This window comes from Streptomyces sp. NPDC048278 (assembly GCF_040652195.1).
Taxonomy (GTDB): Bacteria; Actinomycetota; Actinomycetes; order Streptomycetales; family Streptomycetaceae; genus Streptomyces.
Window position 1 is genome coordinate 26,523 of record NZ_JBEZLP010000030.1, and the last position, 16,753, is coordinate 43,275.

Annotated in this window: 7 protein-coding genes; 4 read left to right on the forward strand and 3 right to left on the reverse strand. The window is 74.5% G+C overall.

What is annotated here, in order from left to right:
- Nucleotides 1-14 precede the first annotated feature (14 nt).
- Nucleotides 15-1,412 carry a VOC family protein gene (locus AB0D74_RS37495; RefSeq protein ID WP_362596928.1) on the reverse strand — a complete coding sequence of 466 codons (1,398 nt, stop codon included), beginning with the start codon at nt 1,410-1,412 and terminating at the stop codon, nt 15-17.
- A gap of 348 nt (nt 1,413-1,760) precedes the next feature.
- Between AB0D74_RS37495 and AB0D74_RS37500 the strand changes: the two genes are divergently transcribed.
- Nucleotides 1,761-3,938: an MMPL family transporter gene (locus AB0D74_RS37500; RefSeq protein WP_362596931.1), complete on the forward strand. Its 2,178-nt coding sequence runs from the start codon at nt 1,761-1,763 to the stop codon at nt 3,936-3,938.
- 103 nt (nt 3,939-4,041) lie between these two features.
- Here the strand turns inward: AB0D74_RS37500 and AB0D74_RS37505 are convergent, their stop codons facing one another.
- Entirely contained in the window at nt 4,042-5,193 is a 1,152-nt protein-coding gene (locus AB0D74_RS37505; RefSeq protein ID WP_362597151.1) for a glutathione-independent formaldehyde dehydrogenase, read from the reverse strand.
- A 295-nt stretch (nt 5,194-5,488) separates the two neighbouring features.
- Here AB0D74_RS37505 and AB0D74_RS37510 point away from each other — a divergent pair, with 295 nt between their 5' ends.
- Both AB0D74_RS37510 and AB0D74_RS37515 read left to right on the forward strand, forming a co-directional pair.
- Nucleotides 5,489-12,601 (forward strand): type I polyketide synthase, encoded by a 7,113-nt coding sequence (locus AB0D74_RS37510; RefSeq protein WP_362596934.1) that lies wholly within the window; start codon nt 5,489-5,491, stop codon nt 12,599-12,601.
- A gap of 34 nt (nt 12,602-12,635) precedes the next feature.
- Entirely contained in the window at nt 12,636-14,171 is a 1,536-nt protein-coding gene (locus tag AB0D74_RS37515) for a tryptophan 7-halogenase (RefSeq protein WP_362596937.1), read from the forward strand.
- 353 nt (nt 14,172-14,524) lie between these two features.
- Here the strand turns inward: AB0D74_RS37515 and AB0D74_RS37520 are convergent, their stop codons facing one another.
- Entirely contained in the window at nt 14,525-15,190 is a 666-nt protein-coding gene (locus AB0D74_RS37520) for a hypothetical protein (protein WP_362596940.1), read from the reverse strand.
- A 327-nt stretch (nt 15,191-15,517) separates the two neighbouring features.
- On the opposite strand from AB0D74_RS37520, the gene AB0D74_RS37525 reads away from it, so the two are divergent.
- The gene (locus AB0D74_RS37525; RefSeq protein ID WP_362597154.1) at nt 15,518-16,690 is read left to right on the forward strand and encodes an MFS transporter; all 1,173 of its coding nucleotides are present in this window, start codon (nt 15,518-15,520) and stop codon (nt 16,688-16,690) included.
- The last annotated feature ends 63 nt before the right edge of the window (nt 16,691-16,753 follow it).

The following is a 16,753-nucleotide window of genomic DNA, read 5'->3' on the forward strand; positions in this document are numbered from 1 at the left end:
GGGGGTGGGCGGGGTCAGCTGACGGGGTCGGTGAGGCCGAGGGTCCGGGCGGCCCCGGCGAGGGAGCGGTTCTGCTGCTGCTCGTAGAGGGCGAAGGGGTCGAGGACCTCGCGTCCGACGGCTCCGGAGAGCCAGTCGGCGTCGTAGGCGGTGCCCTGGAGGCTGTTGTCGCGGGTGCCCTCGGCGCCGAGGTTGGACTGGAAGATGCCGGCGGCGGAGCGGGGCAGGAAGTCCTCGTAGACGACGGGTTCGGCGCGCACCCAGCCCTGCCGCACCAGTTCGGCGATGCCGGTGGGCGGGGTACGGCCGTCGAGCGGCCGGTCGTCGGCGACCCGGTAGGTGAAGTACGCCAGCCCCTGGGCCGCCAGTTCCTCCTCGCTGTCGGGCAGGTGCCGCTCCCACACGGCGCGTGCGAGGTCGCCGCGGGCCGCCTCGGGGTGCCGGGCCGCCTCTTCGTCGACACGCCCGAGGAGTTCGTCGTACCGAGCGCGTCCCGCGCGGGTGAGGGCGATGCCGCGGGCCTCGACCTCGCCGAAGCGCACCCGCAGGGCGCCGCTGACGACGCTGCCGTCCTCGGTGCGCATCGGACGGGGTTCGGCCAGAGCGCGGAAGGAGGTCTGGCGCAGCAGGACGTCGGGGCCCGGCCAGGCCGGCGGGCCCTGGATGGTGTCGATCATCTCGATGCCGCGGTCCGTCATGCGGCGGTACAGCTCGTCGATGTCCAGGACGCGCGGCGTGAGGTGGTTGATGTGGGTGCTGCGGACGCCGCCGATGTCGGCGGCGACGGCGGACACCTTCTCCAGGGTCCGGTACCAGGCGCGGTCCACCGGCTCGGCCGACAACTCGAAGGCCTGCACGGCCAGGTGCAGGAAACGTTCGGCGTCCTCCGCCGGCAGTCCGCGGTCGGCCGCGGCGCGGTCGGCCAGCGTGAGCAGCTCCGGCGGGAAGAGTTCGCGGGCGGCGAGGAAGGTCTCCAGGCGGGCGCGCAGGTCCGCATCGAAGAAGCGGGGGTCGGCCGGGGTGAGCAGGGAGGTGAACACGCGGAAGGGGTTGCGGGCGAGTTCCTCGCCGTCGACCGGGCGGAAGGCGGTGGAGACGACGGGGACGGCGCTGGCCGCGGCCTCGCGCAGGTCGTAGAAGCCGACCGGGTGCATGCCGAGGGCGCCGAAGACGCGGGCGACCTGCCGCAGTTCACGCGGTGTGCCGACGCGGATGGCGCCGTGCCGCTCGGCGGTGACCCGGCCGATGGAGCCGAGGCGTTCGGCGTCGGCACCGCGGGCGCGCAGCACGTCCTCGTTGACCTCGCGGGAGACGTCCACCAGCGTCGTGTAGGCGGGCACCTCCCGCCCGTACATCTCCGACAGCCGCGCCGCGAACGCGGCCCGCAGCTGCCATTGACCGGTCGTCGGCATGGTTCGGCCTTTCGGTGACGGGCGGCGGTGCGGCGATCACGCCTTCGATGGTCGCGGACCGGACCGCCGCCGTACAGACGACAGGGCCGCCTGCGAACGCCTGGAAAAACGCCCAACAGAGACGCCGAAGAGAGTCACCCAGCGAAGACGCCCGGAAGAGACGCCCGGAAAGGCGCAGTCAAGGGCGCCGCGGAAAACCCACTGGACCGATCTTCACAGCTGATCCCTAACATATGGCGTCAAGACAACCAATCGACCGGCTCGTCGGATGCGGGCCGGTCGGGGTCGCCGATGCCAGGGTCCGCTCCCCGGGCTGCGGTGATCTTCCTACCCAGGAGGACCTTCCGCATGTTCCGACGAATTGGCAGTGCCGTCGTCCGACATCCAGTCTGGACGATCGTGGCATGGCTGATCGCGGCGGTGGCGATCGTAGCCACCGCCCCGAGCCTGCCCTCGAACAGCGACGAGAGCAGCTTCCTGCCCAAGAGTTACGAGTCCATCAAGGCCGCCGATCTCCAGGCGAAGGCGTTCCCCAGCGCCTTCACCCCGTCCGCGATCGCGCTGTACCAGCGCACCGACGGCGGCAAGCTCACCGCCGCGGACAAGAAGGACGTCGCCCGGTTCGCCACCGAGCTGGGCGGCAAGCACATCGACCAGGTCCAGAAGGTCGTCCCCGGCCAGCCGTCGAAGGACGGCAGGTACGACCTGATCCTGGTGCAGATGGACAGCAAGAAGGCCGGTCAGCCCGTACAGGCGGACGCGGCCAAGGTGTTGCGCGACGACGTGAAACAACTGGCCAAGGGCACCGACCTGGAGGTGAAGCTGGGCGGTTCGGCCGCGCAGGCCCTCGACCAGCAGGACTCGTCCAAGCGCGGTGAGGCGCTGATCGGCATCGGCACCTTCGTGATCATCCTGGTCACGCTGCTGATCATCTTCCGGGCGCCGATCCTGGCCTTCCTGCCCCTGGTGGTGATCGGCGTGGTGTCCGCCATCGCCAACGGGCTGATCGCGTACGCCACCAAGCTGTTCGACCTCCAGGCCAACAGTTCCGTGTCGTCGATCCTGATCGTCGTGCTGTTCGGCGTGGGCACGGACTACTTCCTGTTCCTGATGTTCCGCTACCGCGAACGCCTGCGCGGCGGCGACGAACCCAAGGAGGCCATGGTCAACGCGGTCGGCCGGGTCGGTGAGGCGATCGCCTCCGCGGCCGGCGCCGTCATCATCGCCTTCCTCGCGCTGGTGCTCTCCACGCTGGGCTTCCTCAAGCAGATGGGCCCGGCCCTGGCCATCGCGGTCTCCGTCACCCTGATCGCGGGGCTGACGCTGATCCCGGCCGTGGTCTCGCTGATCGGCCCGAAGGTGTTCTGGCCGTCCAAGTCCTGGCAGAAGGAGCCGACGAACGCCCGGTTCGCGGCCCTGGGCCGGGGTGTGCAGCGCCGTCCGGGGCTGACCGCGGCGGCCTCGGGACTGGTCCTGGTCGCGCTGTCGCTGGGCACCCTGGGCTACCACGCCACGTTCGACCTGGCCTCGGGCTCGATGCCCAAGACCAAGGAGTCCATGGTCGTCCAGGACCAGATGCAGAAGGCGTACTCGGCCGGTGCCGCCGCGCCCACCGACGTCTACCTCTCCAGCACCGACGGCAAGCCGCTGGACACGTCGTCCTTCGACGCGTACGCGTCGAAGCTGGGGGCCGTGGACGGCGTGGCGAGCGCCCGGATGGCCCAGGTGAACAAGGCCGGTACCACGGCGGACTTCTCCGTCACCCTCAAGTACGAGGCGTCCACGGACAAGGCGATAGACGCCGTCGGCCGGGTGCGGGACGTCGCGCACGCCGGTGCTCCCGAGGGGACCGAGGCCCTCGTCGGCGGCATGTCCTCGATCTACAAGGACATCGACTCGGCGGTCAACCACGACTACCGGACGGTGTTCCCCGTCGCCGCCCTGCTGATCATGGTGATCCTGGGGCTGCTGCTGCGCAGTGTGGTCGCCCCCTGGTACCTGATCGCCTCGGTCGGGCTCGGCTTCGGCTCGACACTCGGTGCCACGGTCTGGATCTTCCAGGACGCGCAGAACAAGCCGGGTCTGATGTTCATGCTCCCGGTGATCATGTATCTCTTCGTGGTCGCCATCGGCACGGACTACAACATCCTCATGATCGCCCGGCTCCGTGAGGAGGCCCGCGAGGGCCGGGAGCCGCGCGAGGCGGCCGGCATGGCGCTGCGGCACGCCGGGCCGACCGTGGCCGCCGCCGGCTTCATCCTGGCGGCGACCTTCGCCACGATGATGCTGGCGGGCAACGCGCTGCTCACGGAGATGGGTTTCGCGGTCTCCTTCGGTATCGCGGTGGCCGCCTTCGTCATGGCGATGTTCTTCACCCCGAGCCTCACGGCGCTGATCGGCCACGCGGCGTGGTGGCCGGGCCACGCCGACCGGGCGGAGCCGGCGGCGGTCACGGGCCCGGAACCCGACGGCGACACGCCGGCGGCCGGGGAGGACCGGAACGCGCCGGCGGGGCGCCGCGGCTGACGAGGCGATCCCGGTCGGGTGACGGGAGGGGTCCGGGGGAAGCCGTAGGGCTGACCCCGGGCCCCTCCTCCGCCCAGGCGGTTCCTGGCGCTCCGCGCCGGTGCTACGCGGCGAGAGCGTGCCCCGGGTGCAGGACGACCTTGGTGTAGCCCTCGATCCGCTGGTCGAACTTCTCGTAGGCGCCGGGTGCGTCCTCGAGCGGCAGTTCGTGGGAGACCACGAAGCTGGGCTTGGCCCGCCCCGCGATGATCAGGTCGCGCAACTGGCGGTTGTACTGCTTGACGTTGCACTGCCCGGTGCCCATCTGCTGGCCCTTCTCGAACATCCTGCCGATGGAGACCAGCAGCTGGCCGTGTTTGGCGTGCTCGTCGGGTCCACCCGGGTCGGAGGGCACGTACAGACCCGGTACGCCGAGCATGCCGGTCGGCCGTACCGTCTCGACGAGGGTGTTCAGGACGACGGCGGGCTCCTCGTGGCTCGCGTCGTGCGACTGGGCCTGGTAGCCGACGGCGTCGACGCCCTTGTCCGTGCCCTCGCCCCGGGTCTGGGCCTTGATCTGTTCGGCCGGGTCGCCCTGGGTGAAGTCGATCGGTATCGCCCCGATCTGCTCGGCCTTGGCGAGCCGCTCGGGCACGCGGTCGACGGAGAACACCTTGGCCGCACCCCGCAGCAGCGCGGAGTACGCGGCCATCAGCCCCACCGGGCCGGCGCCGAAGACGGCGACGCTCTCGCCCGGGGACACCCGGGCCAGCTCACAGCCGTGATAGCCGGTCGGGAAGATGTCGGCGAGCAGCACGAAGTCGGTCTCGAACTCGTTGCCCGGCGGCAGCTTCAGGCAGTTGAAGTCGGCGAACGGCACCCGCAGCAGCTCCGCCTGGCCGCCCTTGTAGGGACCCATGGCCACATAGCCGTAGGCTCCGCCGGCGAAGCCCGGATTGACCGTGAGGCAGAAGCCGGTCTTGCCGGCCAGGCAGTTCTTGCAGAAACCGCAGGCGACGTTGAAGGGCATGACGACCCGGTCGCCCTCGGACAGGGAGGTCACGCCGGAGCCGGTCTCCTCGACGATGCCGAGGTTCTCGTGCCCGAAGACGATCCCCGCCTCGGCGGCCGTGCGCCCCTCGTACATGTGCAGGTCGGATCCGCAGATGGCGGTCGACGTGACCCGTACCAGCACATCGTTCGGGTGCTGTATCCGGGGATCGTCGACATCCCTGATCGTGACAGAGAAGGGCTTCTCGTAGACGACGGCTTTCACCAGGCTCACCTCCGCGTCGAACACCGGGCTACGGCGGACCACGCGGACCGAGGCCTGGCCGTGGGAGACAGCCGGGACAGAGCCCCCGGTCCGTGCCGCAACCCTGGGCGCTCTTGTTTCACCATCGGATACTTCCAGAAAACGCCGGTCGCGCAGGCGTTGCAACCCCGGCCCCGGCAGGGCCCTCCTACTGGGAGAACGCCCGGCCCAGCGAGCCGCGTACGTCCGCGGTGCGGTCGTCCGTAGGGTCGCCGACAGGGATGGCCGGCACGGTTGTTGCACCAAGGGGGGCCTGGTGGGAGTGGAGCGCGCGGTGGCGGTACGGCCCGTTGCGGAGTTGCTCGTCGAGAACTCCGCGCGGCATGGCGGGAAGGTCGCCTTCGCCGACGACCGGCGGGCGGTGGGCTGGGCCGAGCTGGAGCGCAGGACCGGCCGGTTGGCGGCCGGGCTGGGGGTCCGGCGCGGGGCCCGGGTGGCCTTCTGCCTGGGCGACGGCGTGGAACTGGTCGAAGGACTGCTCGCCACGGTCCGGGCCGGTGCGGTCGGGGTGCCGCTGGGTGCCCGCGCCACGGACGCCGAGCTCGCCGGGCTGCTGGCCGACTGCGGTCCGGCCGTGCTGGTCACCGACCGGCACAACCTGCCACGGATCACGCGGCTGACGGCAGAGCGGCCCGTCCGGCTGCTGGTCACCGGCGAGGGACCGGTACCCGCCGGAACGGTCGCCTGGGAGGCGCTGGCCGCGCAGCCGTCGTCCGCTCCCCCCGACGACCTCGGCCTGGACGAGCCGGCCTGGCTGCTCTACACCTCAGGGACCTCCGGCACCGCCCGGGCGGCGGTCTCCAGCCAGCGGTCGGCACTGTGGTCCTCGGCCGCCTGCTATCTGCCCCGGCTCGGGCTGTCGGCGGCGGACCGCGTCCTGTGGCCGCTGCCCCTCACGCACGCCTACGCCCACTCGCTCTGCGTCCTCGGCACCACCATGGCCGGGGCGAGCGCCCGGATCACCACGCCCCGGGAGCCGGCGGCCCTGGTCCGGCTGGTCGAGGAGTACGCGCCGACCGTCCTCGCCGGGGTACCGGTCACCTACCGGCAGCTGCTGGACGCCGGACTGGGCACGGTGCCCTCGCTGCGGCTGTGCGTCACGGCCGGCGCGCCCAGCGATCCGGAGCTGCGCGAGGCGGCCGAGGCACGGTTCGGTGCCCCGCTGCTGGACGGCTACGGCAGTACCGAGACCTGCGGCAAGATCGCCGTGGAGTCGCCCGCCGGGCCCCGGGTGCCCGGCAGCAGCGGGGTACCGCTGCCCGGCATGGAGGTACGGATCGTCCCGGTGGAGGGCGCCGGACCGGACGGCGAGATCTGGGTCCGCGGCCCCGGTGTCATGCTCGGCTACCACGGCCGGCCCGAGGAGACCGCCGCCGCCCTGCGCGACGGCTGGTACCGCACGGGTGACCTGGGCCGGCTCGACGAGCGCGGGTTCCTGACCGTCACCGGCCGGGCCGGCGACCGTATCGTGCGCGGCGGCGAGAACGTCGACCCGGCCGAGGTGGAGCGGGTGCTGTGCGGCCTGCCCGGGGTACGGGACGCGGCCGTGGTCGGGCGGGCCCATCCGCTGCTCGGTGAGGTTCCGGTGGCGTTCGTGGTCCCGGACCGCCCGGACCTCGATCCGGTGCCGTTGCTGCGCGGCTGCGCGGCGGTGCTCTCCGCGCACAAGGTGCCCGAGGAGGTGCTGCTGATCCCGGCGGTGCCGCGCACCTCCGGCGGCAAGCCGCGCCGGGCCCTGCTGCGCGGGGCCCTCGCCGACCGCCCGGCCGATCCTGGCCTCGCCGAACTGGCGGAACGGACGCCCGGTGAGCGGCGGGCCGCCCTGACCGACCTGGTGTGCGCGGAGACGGCGGCGATCCGGGGTGATGCCGCCGATCCGGGCACGGCGTTCACCGATCTCGGCCTGACGTCGCTGGACGCCATGACCCTGTGGCATCGCCTCACCGCCCGCACCGGCCTGCGCCTGCCGGCCACGCTGGTCTGGGACCACCCGAGCCCGGCCGCGGTCGCCACCCACCTGGACACGCTGCTGCACGGGACGGCGGGTTCCCCGCGGGACGTGCCGAGCGGGCCCCGGCCGGACGGGGCCGACGGGGCCGCGCCGGACGGGACCGCAGGGCCCACGCGGCAGACGCCGCCGGACGGGGCCGTGCGGGATGGGACAACCGGGACCGCGCAGGGCGCGACGGCCGGGACCGAGCCGGACAGGAGCGACGAGACCGCGCGGGGCGCGACGGCCCGCAGTGGCGCGTGGCGTGGGCCGGGGGCCGAGGCGGTGGCGATCGTGGCGGCCGGCTGCCGGTTTCCGGGCGGTGTGGGTTCTCCGGAGGACCTGTGGCGGCTGGTGGCCGAAGGGCGGGACGCCACCGGTGAGTTCCCGGACGACCGGGGCTGGGACCTCGCGTCGCTGCACCATCCCGACCCCGACCGGCCCGGGACGACGTACACCCGCCGCGGCGGGTTCCTCGACGGGGTCGCGGACTTCGACCCGCTGTTCTTCGGGATGTCGCCCCGCGAGGCGCTGGCCACCGATCCCCAGCAGCGGCTGCTGCTGGAGGTCGCCTGGGAGACCTTCGAACGGGCGGGTGTCCCGGCGCCGGAGCTGCGCGGCACGGACACCGGCGTGTTCGTCGGCCTGATGCACGCCGGTGGGTACGGCCGCGGCGGGGCGCACGGCGAGCTGGAGGCCCAGCTCGGCATCGGTTCGTCGCCGAGCGTGGCGTCCGGCCGGATCGCGTACACCCTCGGGCTGCGCGGTCCGGCGCTGACGCTGGACACGGCGTGTTCGTCCTCGCTGGTCGCGCTGGACCTGGCGGCCCGGTCGCTGCGGGCCGGGGAGTGTTCGCTGGCGCTGGCGGGCGGGGTGACGGTGCTGTCGGCCCCGCAGCCGTTCATCGTGTTCAGCCGGCTGCGCGGGCTGTCGCCGGACGGGCGCTGCCGGTCGTTCGCCGCGGGCGCGGACGGCACTGCGTGGGCCGAGGGCGTCGGTGCGGTGCTGCTGGAGCGGCTGTCGGACGCCCGCCGCAACGGCCATCCGGTGCTGGCGGTGCTGCGCGGTTCCGCCGTCAACTCGGACGGCGCGTCGAACGGCCTGACCGCCCCCAGCGGTGCGGCGCAGCGGGACCTGATCCGGCGGGCGCTGGCCGACGCCGGGCTGGACGGGACGGACGTCGACGCGGTCGAGGGGCACGGCACCGGCACCGCGCTCGGCGACCCGATCGAGGCGGGCGCCCTGCTCGCGACCTACGGACAGCGACGTGACCCGGCGGACCCGCTGTGGCTGGGCTCGGTGAAGTCGAACCTGGGGCACACCCAGGCGGCGTCGGGGATGGCGGGCCTGATCAAGATGATCGAGGCGATGCGCCACGCCGAGCTGCCCGCCTCGCTGTACGCGGAGCGGCCGTCGCCGCACGTCGACTGGTCCGGCGGTGCGGTACGGCTGCTGGACCGGGCCCGCCCGTGGCCGCGGCGCGACCGTCCGCGCCGGGCGGCGGTCTCGTCGTTCGGTATCGGCGGCACCAACGCCCACGTGATCATCGAGGAGCCGCCGGACACCGACGCGGCCGGAGATACGGCGACGGCCGCGCCGCGGGCCTCCCGGCTGCCGGTGATGCCCTGGCTGGTCGGCGGCGGCGACGAGGCCGGGCTGCGCGCGCATGCGGCGAGGCTGGCGGAGGAACTGGCCGGCGTACGCGCGGACCCGGACGCCCTGGACGTCGCGTTCTCGCTGGCCACGACCCGGGCACCGCTGACGCACCGGGCCGCCGTCCTGGCCCCGGACGCCGCGGACCTGCTCGGCGGGGTGCGCGACCTGGCCGCCGGCCTCGACGGTCCGGCGCTGTTGCGGGGCACCGCGCGCTCACACCCGAAGGTGGCCCTCCTCTTCCCCGGCCAGGGAGCCCAGCGCCCGGGGATGGGCCGCGACCTGCGGGCGGCGTTCCCGGCCTTCGACGCGGCGTTCACCCGCCTGTGCGAGGAGTTCGCCCCCTGGCTGGACCGCCCCCTGCCGGCGGCGGTCGACGACCCGGACCTGCTGGACCGCACCGACTACGCGCAGCCCGCGCTCTTCGCCTACGCGGTGGCCCTGCACACGCTTCTCGCGGGCTTCGGCGTACGGCCGGACCGTCTGGCCGGGCACTCGGTCGGCGAACTGGCCGCCGCGCATGTCGCCGGAGTGTTCTCCCGCGCCGACGCGGTACGGCTGGTCGCCGCCCGCGGGCGGCTGATGGCAGCCCTGCCGGCCGGCGGCGCGATGATCGCGGTGCGGGCGCCGCTGGCCGAGGTGACGCCGCTGCTGGACCGGGTTCCCGGGCGGTCGGTCGCGGTCGCGGCGGTCAACGGGCCGGAGTCGGTCGTGCTCTCCGGTCCCGAGGACGTGGTGACGGCGCTGGCCGCCGCCGTGGGACGGCCGCAGCGCCGGCTGCGGGTCAGCCATGCCTTCCACTCGCCGCTCCTCGACCCGGTGCTGGCCGAGTACCGTGCGGTCGCCGAGTCGGTGACCTACCGGCGGCCGTCCGTGCCGGTCGTGTCCACGCTCACCGGACGCGCGGAGACGGACGCGCTCGCCACCGCCGAGCACTGGGTGCGGCAGGCACGCGAGACGGTCCGGTTCGCCGACGCGGTGGGTGTGCTCGCCGGAGACGGCGTCACGGCCTTCGTCGAGGCGGGCCCGTCCGCCGCGCTCGGCGTGGCGGCCGAGGAGTGCGTCGGCCCGGACGCGGGGGCGCTGATCGCGTCGTGCGCCGACGCCCGGACGACGGTGGAGGCACTGGCCGCGTTGCACGTGCGGGGGACGGAGGTGGACTGGCGGTCGGTGTACGCCGGCTCCGGTGCCCGGCGGCGCCCACTGCCCACGCACCCCTTCCGGCGGCAGCGCTACTGGCTGGACGCCGCCCGGCAGCCGACCGGGTCCGGCCAGGCGCGGCCGGCCGGATCTGGGCATCCGCTGCTGGGCGAGGCGGTGCCCGATGCCGACGGGCCCGCGATCCGGCACACCGCCGTGCTGTCCGCCGACCGGCATCCCTGGCTGGCCGACCACGTGATCGGCGGCCGGGTGGTGGTGCCCGCGACCGTCTTCGCCGAGCTGGCGGCCCGGGCCGACGGCTCCGCCGGGCCGGTCCGGCTGACCGAGCTGGCCCTGCACGCACCGCTCGTCCTCGCGCCGGGGCAGGAGATCCAGGTGCAGGTGGTGGCCGGGGCGCCGGACGCGACGGGCGGGCGGCCCGTCACCGTCTGGGCCAGGCCGGCCGGCACGCCGGGACCGTGGACCCGGCACGCCACCGCGGCGACCGCCCCGGCCGAGACACCGCCCACCGGCGCGTCCGACGCGTGGCCACCGGTGGACGCGGAACCGCTCGCCGTCGACTACCAACGCCTCGCCGCCCACGGCCACGGCTACGGGCCCGCGTTCCGCGCGGTGACCGCGCTGTGGCACCGGGACGGCGAGACCTTCGCCGAACTGGCGCTGCCGCCCGCTGAGGCGGCGACCGCGCGGTCGTACACCCTGCACCCGGCCCTGTTCGACGCGGCACTGCACGCCGCGCTGCTGGCCGAGGAGCCGGGTGAGCCGAGGGCGCCGGTCGCCTGCTCCGGGGTGACGGTGCACGCGGCCGGTGCCGCCGCGGGGCGCGCAGTCGTACGACGGCTTGGCCCGGACGAGTTCGGCGTCACCGTCACCGACGGGGCCGGGCAGCCGCTCGCCGCCGTCGAGTCCGTCGTCACCCGGCCGATCCCGGCGTCCACACGACCACCGGCCGAGACCTACCGTCTCGTCTGGCGGCCGGTGCCCCCGGCCGGCCCCATGGCACCGGCCGGCACCACGTCGCCCGCCGACGCCGTGAGCCCTGAGCACGAGGTGCTCGACGTGGCGCGGCTGGCTGCCGCGCTGCCCCCGGGCACGCCCCTGCCCGACCGGGTGCGCGGGCTGCTCGGCGCCGTGCTGGAGCGAGTGCGGGACTGGACCGCCGGCACACGGCCGGGCCGGCTGGTGGTGCTCACCGGGAACGCCACCGGAGACTCCCCCGACCTGGCCGAGGCCGCCGTCGCCGGGCTGGTCCGCAGCGCCGGGTCGGAGCATCCCGGCCGGATCGTGCTGGTCGACCGGCAGGGCGGCGCCACAGCGGCGGAGGAGGGCCTGGCGGCGGCCCTGCGCACCGGCGAGCCGGAAGTGGCCCTGCGGGACGGGGTCGTCCTGGCGCCCCGGCTGGCCCTCGCCGATCCGCCGACCGCGGAGCCCGTCGAACTGGATCCCGAAGGGACCGTGCTCGTCACGGGCGGCACCGGCGCGCTCGCGGCGAGTCTGGCCCGCTACCTGGTCGCCGAACGCGGGGTCCGGCGTCTGCTGCTGGCCGGCCGTGGCGGGAAGGTGCCGGACTGGGCGGGCGAACTGGCCGCCGACGTGGGCGTGGTGGCGTGCGACGTGGGCGACCGGGCGTCCGTGGACGCGCTGGTCGCGTCCTGCCGGCCGCCGCTCACCGCCGTCTTCCATCTGGCCGGCGTGGTGGACGACGGCGTGGCGGAGGCCATGACGCCCGAGCGGCTCGGGGCCGTGCTCGCGCCGAAGGCGGACGGTGCCTGGCATCTGCACGAGGCGACGAAGGACCTCGGTCTGGCCGCCTTCGTGCTCTACTCCTCGGCCGCGGGTGTGCTCGGCAGGCCGGGGCAGTCGAACTACGCCGCCGCGAACGGGTTCCTCGACGCGCTGGCCCGGTACCGGGTGGCCCGCGGCCTGCCCGCGCAGTCGCTGGCCTGGGGGCCGTGGGACACGGCGGGCGCGCCGGGCATGGCGGGCCGGGTGGCGCCGGAGCGGCTGCGGGAGGGCGGGGTGCTGCCCGTCGGCGAGCGGGAGGGCATCGCCCTCCTGGACGCCGCGATGCGCCGCCCGGAACCGCTGCTGGTGCCGCTGCCGTTGGACCTGCCGGCCGTGGCGGGGCCCGGTGCGCCGGCCGTCCTCGCCGACCTGTCGGCGCGCGGCCCGGCCGCGGTCCAGGCGGCGCCCCCGGACGGCGCCGCGCGGACGCCCGGTGCCTGGCGGGAGCGGCTCGCCGCTGTCGCGGCACCCGAACGTCCCGCCCTGCTGGCCGGGTTGATCCGCGCCGAGATCGCGGCCGTCCTGGGTTTCCCGGACCCGGCCGACCTCCCCGTCGAACGCGCCTTCAGCGAGCTGGGCTTCGACTCGCTCTCCGCCGTACAGGTCCGCAACCGGCTCAGCGCGTTCACCCGGGTCCGCCTGGCACCGACCGTCGTACTGGAGTACCCGACGCTGCCCGAGCTGACCGACCACGTCCACGGGGTACTGCTCGACGCGGGCGCCCTGCCGGGAACGGAGGCCGGCACCGCGGCGGCCGTTTCCGACCGCCCGTCCAAGTGACCACGCCGGCCTGTTCGGAAAAGGGGTTCCCTGAATGACTTCGCGAGACGAGCGGCACCAGGACGACGCGTACGGGAACGACGCGTACGGGGAGTGCGGGGAGTACGACCTGATCGTCGTCGGCGGCGGGCCGGCCGGGGCGACCGCCGCGACGGCCGTGGCCCGGCGCGGGCACCGGGTGCTCGTGCTGGAGCGGGAGGCCTTCCCGCGGTACCAGATCGGCGAGTCGCTGCTGCCCGCCACCGTCCACGGCCTGTGCCGCCTCCTCGGTGTCGCCGACGAGGTCGCGGCGGCCGGGTTCACCCTCAAGCGGGGCGGGACCCTGCGCTGGGGACGGGATCCGGAGCCCTGGCAGTTCTCCTTCGCGACGACACCGCGGCTGCCGGAGCCCACCGCGACCGCCTTCCAGGTGGAACGCTCGCGGTTCGACGAGATCCTGCTGCGCAACGCCGAACGGGCCGGCGCCGAGGTACGGGAGCGCAGTCCGGTACGCCGGGTGCTCACCGTGGGCGAGCGGGTGCGCGGTGTCGAGTACAGCGACCCCGACGGCACCCCGCGCACCGCGCACGCCCGGTTCGTCGTCGACGCGTCCGGCAACAGCAGCCGGATCCACGGCCGGGTGGGCGGGGCACGGGTGTACTCGGACTTCTTCCGCAACCTCGCCGTGTTCGGCTACTACGCGGGCGGCCGGCGCCTGCCGGCGCCGAACGAGGGCAACATCTTCTGCGCCGCGTTCGACGCCGGCTGGCTCTGGTACATCCCGCTGCGCGACGACCTGACCGGCGTCGGTGCCGTCGTCTCGCCCGAGCACTACGCGGCCGTCCAGAACGACCCGCGTGCCGCGTGGCAGGACATGATCAAGGCCTGCCCCGAGGTCGACCGGCTGCTCACGGACGTACCGGTCGCGACGGAGCCGCCGTACGACCGGGTCCGGGTGCGCAAGGACTACTCGTACTGGAAGTCGTCCCTGTGGGTCCCGGGCATGGCGCTGGTCGGCGACGCCGCCTGCTTCGTGGACCCGGTGCTCTCCTCGGGCGTCCATCTGGCCACCTACGGCGCCCTGCTGGCGGCCCGCGCGGTGAACGCGGCCCTGGAGGGCACCGTGCCCGAAGAGCGCGGTTTCGCCGAGTTCGAGGCGCGCTACCGCCGGGAGTACGGGGTGTTCTACGAGTTCCTCGTCGCGTTCTACGACATGGAGCGGGACGAGGACTCGTACTTCTGGTCGGCGAAGAAGATCACCCGGGTGGACGTCGGGGAGGCCGCCGCCTTCGCCGAGCTGGCCGGGGGCGTGGCGTCGGGTGACACCGGGATTCCCGGCACGGACGAGCTCGGTGTCCGCCGGCGCGGTTCGGCGGCCGAACTGGAGGGTGCGGTGGGCCGGTTGGCCGGGGCCGGCGACCGGACGAACCCGCTCCTGACCACCCGGGTCGTCGCCGAGACCTTCCGCGCCGGCAACGACCTCCAGGAGCAGGCCCTGTACGGCGCCCCGCTGGACGGCCCGGTCCCGGCGCCGTCCGGTCCCGGCGGGCTCGGGGTCACCGAGGACGGTCTGTCCTGGCTCCCGGGGTGACGGCGGCGGACCGGGGTGGACGGCCGCTCACCGCCGGAAAGGCCGCACCTCGGGCGGCGTGGGGGCCGTCGGACCCGCTGCTTTCCGGCCGCGCAGGCGGCGGTCGAAGAAGGAGGCGAGGCAGCGCCGTTCGGCGGGGATCGCGCGGGCCGGGGCGATGGTGCCGATGTTCAGCTCGACCGTCTTGCGGGGCAGGCCCAGCCGACGGGCGATCTGCGGGATCATCGCCTCCTCGTCGGTGAACGTGGCGTGTTCGGCGCCGCGCAGGGTCAGGCCCTCGCGCGGGCCCCGGCTGTGCCGCCACAGGGCGTTCCAGGACGGGACCGTGCCCAGGTCGTTGCCGTCCTTGCCGATCAGCAGGAAGGGCCGGTCGAGGCCGTCGGCGGCGACGGTGGAGAGGTTGCCGGACTCGTCGTCGTTCTGGACGTACGCGACGACGCCGTCCAGGTTGGCGCCGGCCGCGATGCGCCGGTCGTCGTGCATCGTCTGGAGGGCGGTGAAGCCTCCTGCCGAGTGGCCGAACATGCCGACGCGGTCCAGGTCGAGCAGACCGCGCAGGTCACGGGGGAGCGCGGGTCGCCGGTGCCGGGTGAGTAGCAGACGACCGGGTAGGGGTCGCGGTCCCGGTCGGCGGGGGCTTCTTCGTGCGCGTGGGTGCGGGTGGCGGCCCAGTCGACCTGGTCGGCGGGCACGCCGGTGAGGTTGTTGACGGCGGCGAAGCCTGCGGCCTCCCCCGGCAGCATCTGCGGTGCCCGGGGGTGGCCGCCGGTGTCCCGCGCCGGGTAGCGGACGCTGATCATCAGCTCCCGGTACGGCTGTGCGGTGATCCAGGGATCGGCCCGCGCGGTGTCGACGAGGCGCAGGGCGACCGTCCCCACCGGATGCGGTCCGCCGGGCTCGGGCAGGGTCAGCCGCACCGGGCCTGTCGCGCGCGGCCCGGCCGACGCGGTGCGCGCGGAGACGGCGGACAGGGCGGTGGCGGCGAGGGCCGACAGCAGAGCGGTACGGCGCGTGGGCACGACAGGCCTCCTTGGCTGCGCGGACCGGGCCGACCACGCCGACTGCGCGTGTTCCGCGGCTCCGTTCAGCTTTGCGGACGGGCCGGGCCGTCACCATCCGGCAGGCCTGCCGTCACTCCCGGGGGTTAGCCCCATGCCCGGCCCCGCCACCGGTACCGGCCTGGCGCGGGATGCGGTCGTCCGGTCATCCGTTCGTCCGTTCGTCCGTTCGTCCGTTCGTCCAAGGGATGCCGATCTTTGTCCATGGACGGCGCATCCGTCGGCGGCGAGGGTCGGTGCATGGGTGAATCGGTGGTGGAGGAGCGGCACGTGCCGGTGCGGGGGCGGATGCCGGCCGGCCTTGTCGCTCTGGCGTTGGGCGGGTTCGGCATCGGGCTGACCGAGTTCCTGATAGCCGGCCTGCTGCCGCAGGTCGCGTCGAGCTTCGCGGTGTCGGAGGCGACCGCGGGGCGGCTGGTCTCCGGGTACGCGCTGAGTGTCGCCGTCGGCGCGATCGCGCTCACCGCGGCGACGGCACGGCTGCCGCGCAAGCGGGTCCTGGCCGGCCTGGTGGTGCTGTTCGTCGCCGGCAACCTGCTGTCCGCGGTCGCGCCCACGTACGGTGTGCTGCTGCTCGGGCGGATCGTCGCCGCCCTCTGCCACGGCTCGTTCTTCGGCGTCGGCTCCCTCGTCGCCCGGAGCCTGGTCGCGCCGGAGCGGAAGTCCCGTGCGGTGGCCGTCATGTTCGCCGGGCTGACGGTCGCGAACGTGCTGGGCGTGCCGTTCGGCGCGCTGGTCGGCGAACGCTGGGGATGGCGGGCGGCGTTCTGGGCCGTCACCGCGATCGGCGTGCTCGCGCTGGCCGGCATCCTCGTCCTCGTGCCCGCCGGGGCGGGTGCGGTGCCGGGGAACGGGGCGGGCGGCGGTCTGCGGGAGCAACTGCGCGCGTTCCGGTCCGCGCAGGTGTGGCTCACCCTCACCGCCACCGCGCTCGGCTACGGCGGGATGTTCGGCGCGTTCAGCTACCTCGCCTACACCTTCACCGAGGTCGCCGGGTTCTCCTCGGCCGACGTCGCCTGGCTGCTGATGGTGTACGGCGTCGGTCTGGTCGTCGGGAACGTGATCGGCGGGCGGGCGGCGGACCGGGACCGGGACCGTGCGCTGGTCCTCGCGCTGCTCGGGCTGACCGTCACCCTGGCCGTGTTCGGTCTGCTGGCCGGCAGCGCCACCGCTTCCGTGCTGCTGGTGTTCCTGCTGGGGGTGACCGGGTTCGCCGCCGTACCCGGCATGATCACCCGGGTGACCGACGCGGCCGGGGGCGCGGCGCTGGCCGCGAGCGCCAACGTGTCCGCGTCCAACGTCGGCAACGCCCTCGGCGCCTGGCTCGGCGGCCTGGCCATCACCGCGGGCCTCGGCTACACGGCGCCGCTGTACACCGGTGCCGCGCTCACCCTCGCGGCGCTGGTCGTCATGGTCGTCGCCGCACGCGGAGCCGTGCCGTCCGCGGGACGCGGCGTCTGAGGTGCCCGTCAGACGCCCAGGCGCACGACGCGGCAGGCGCCGACCCGCTGCGGGATCCGCCCG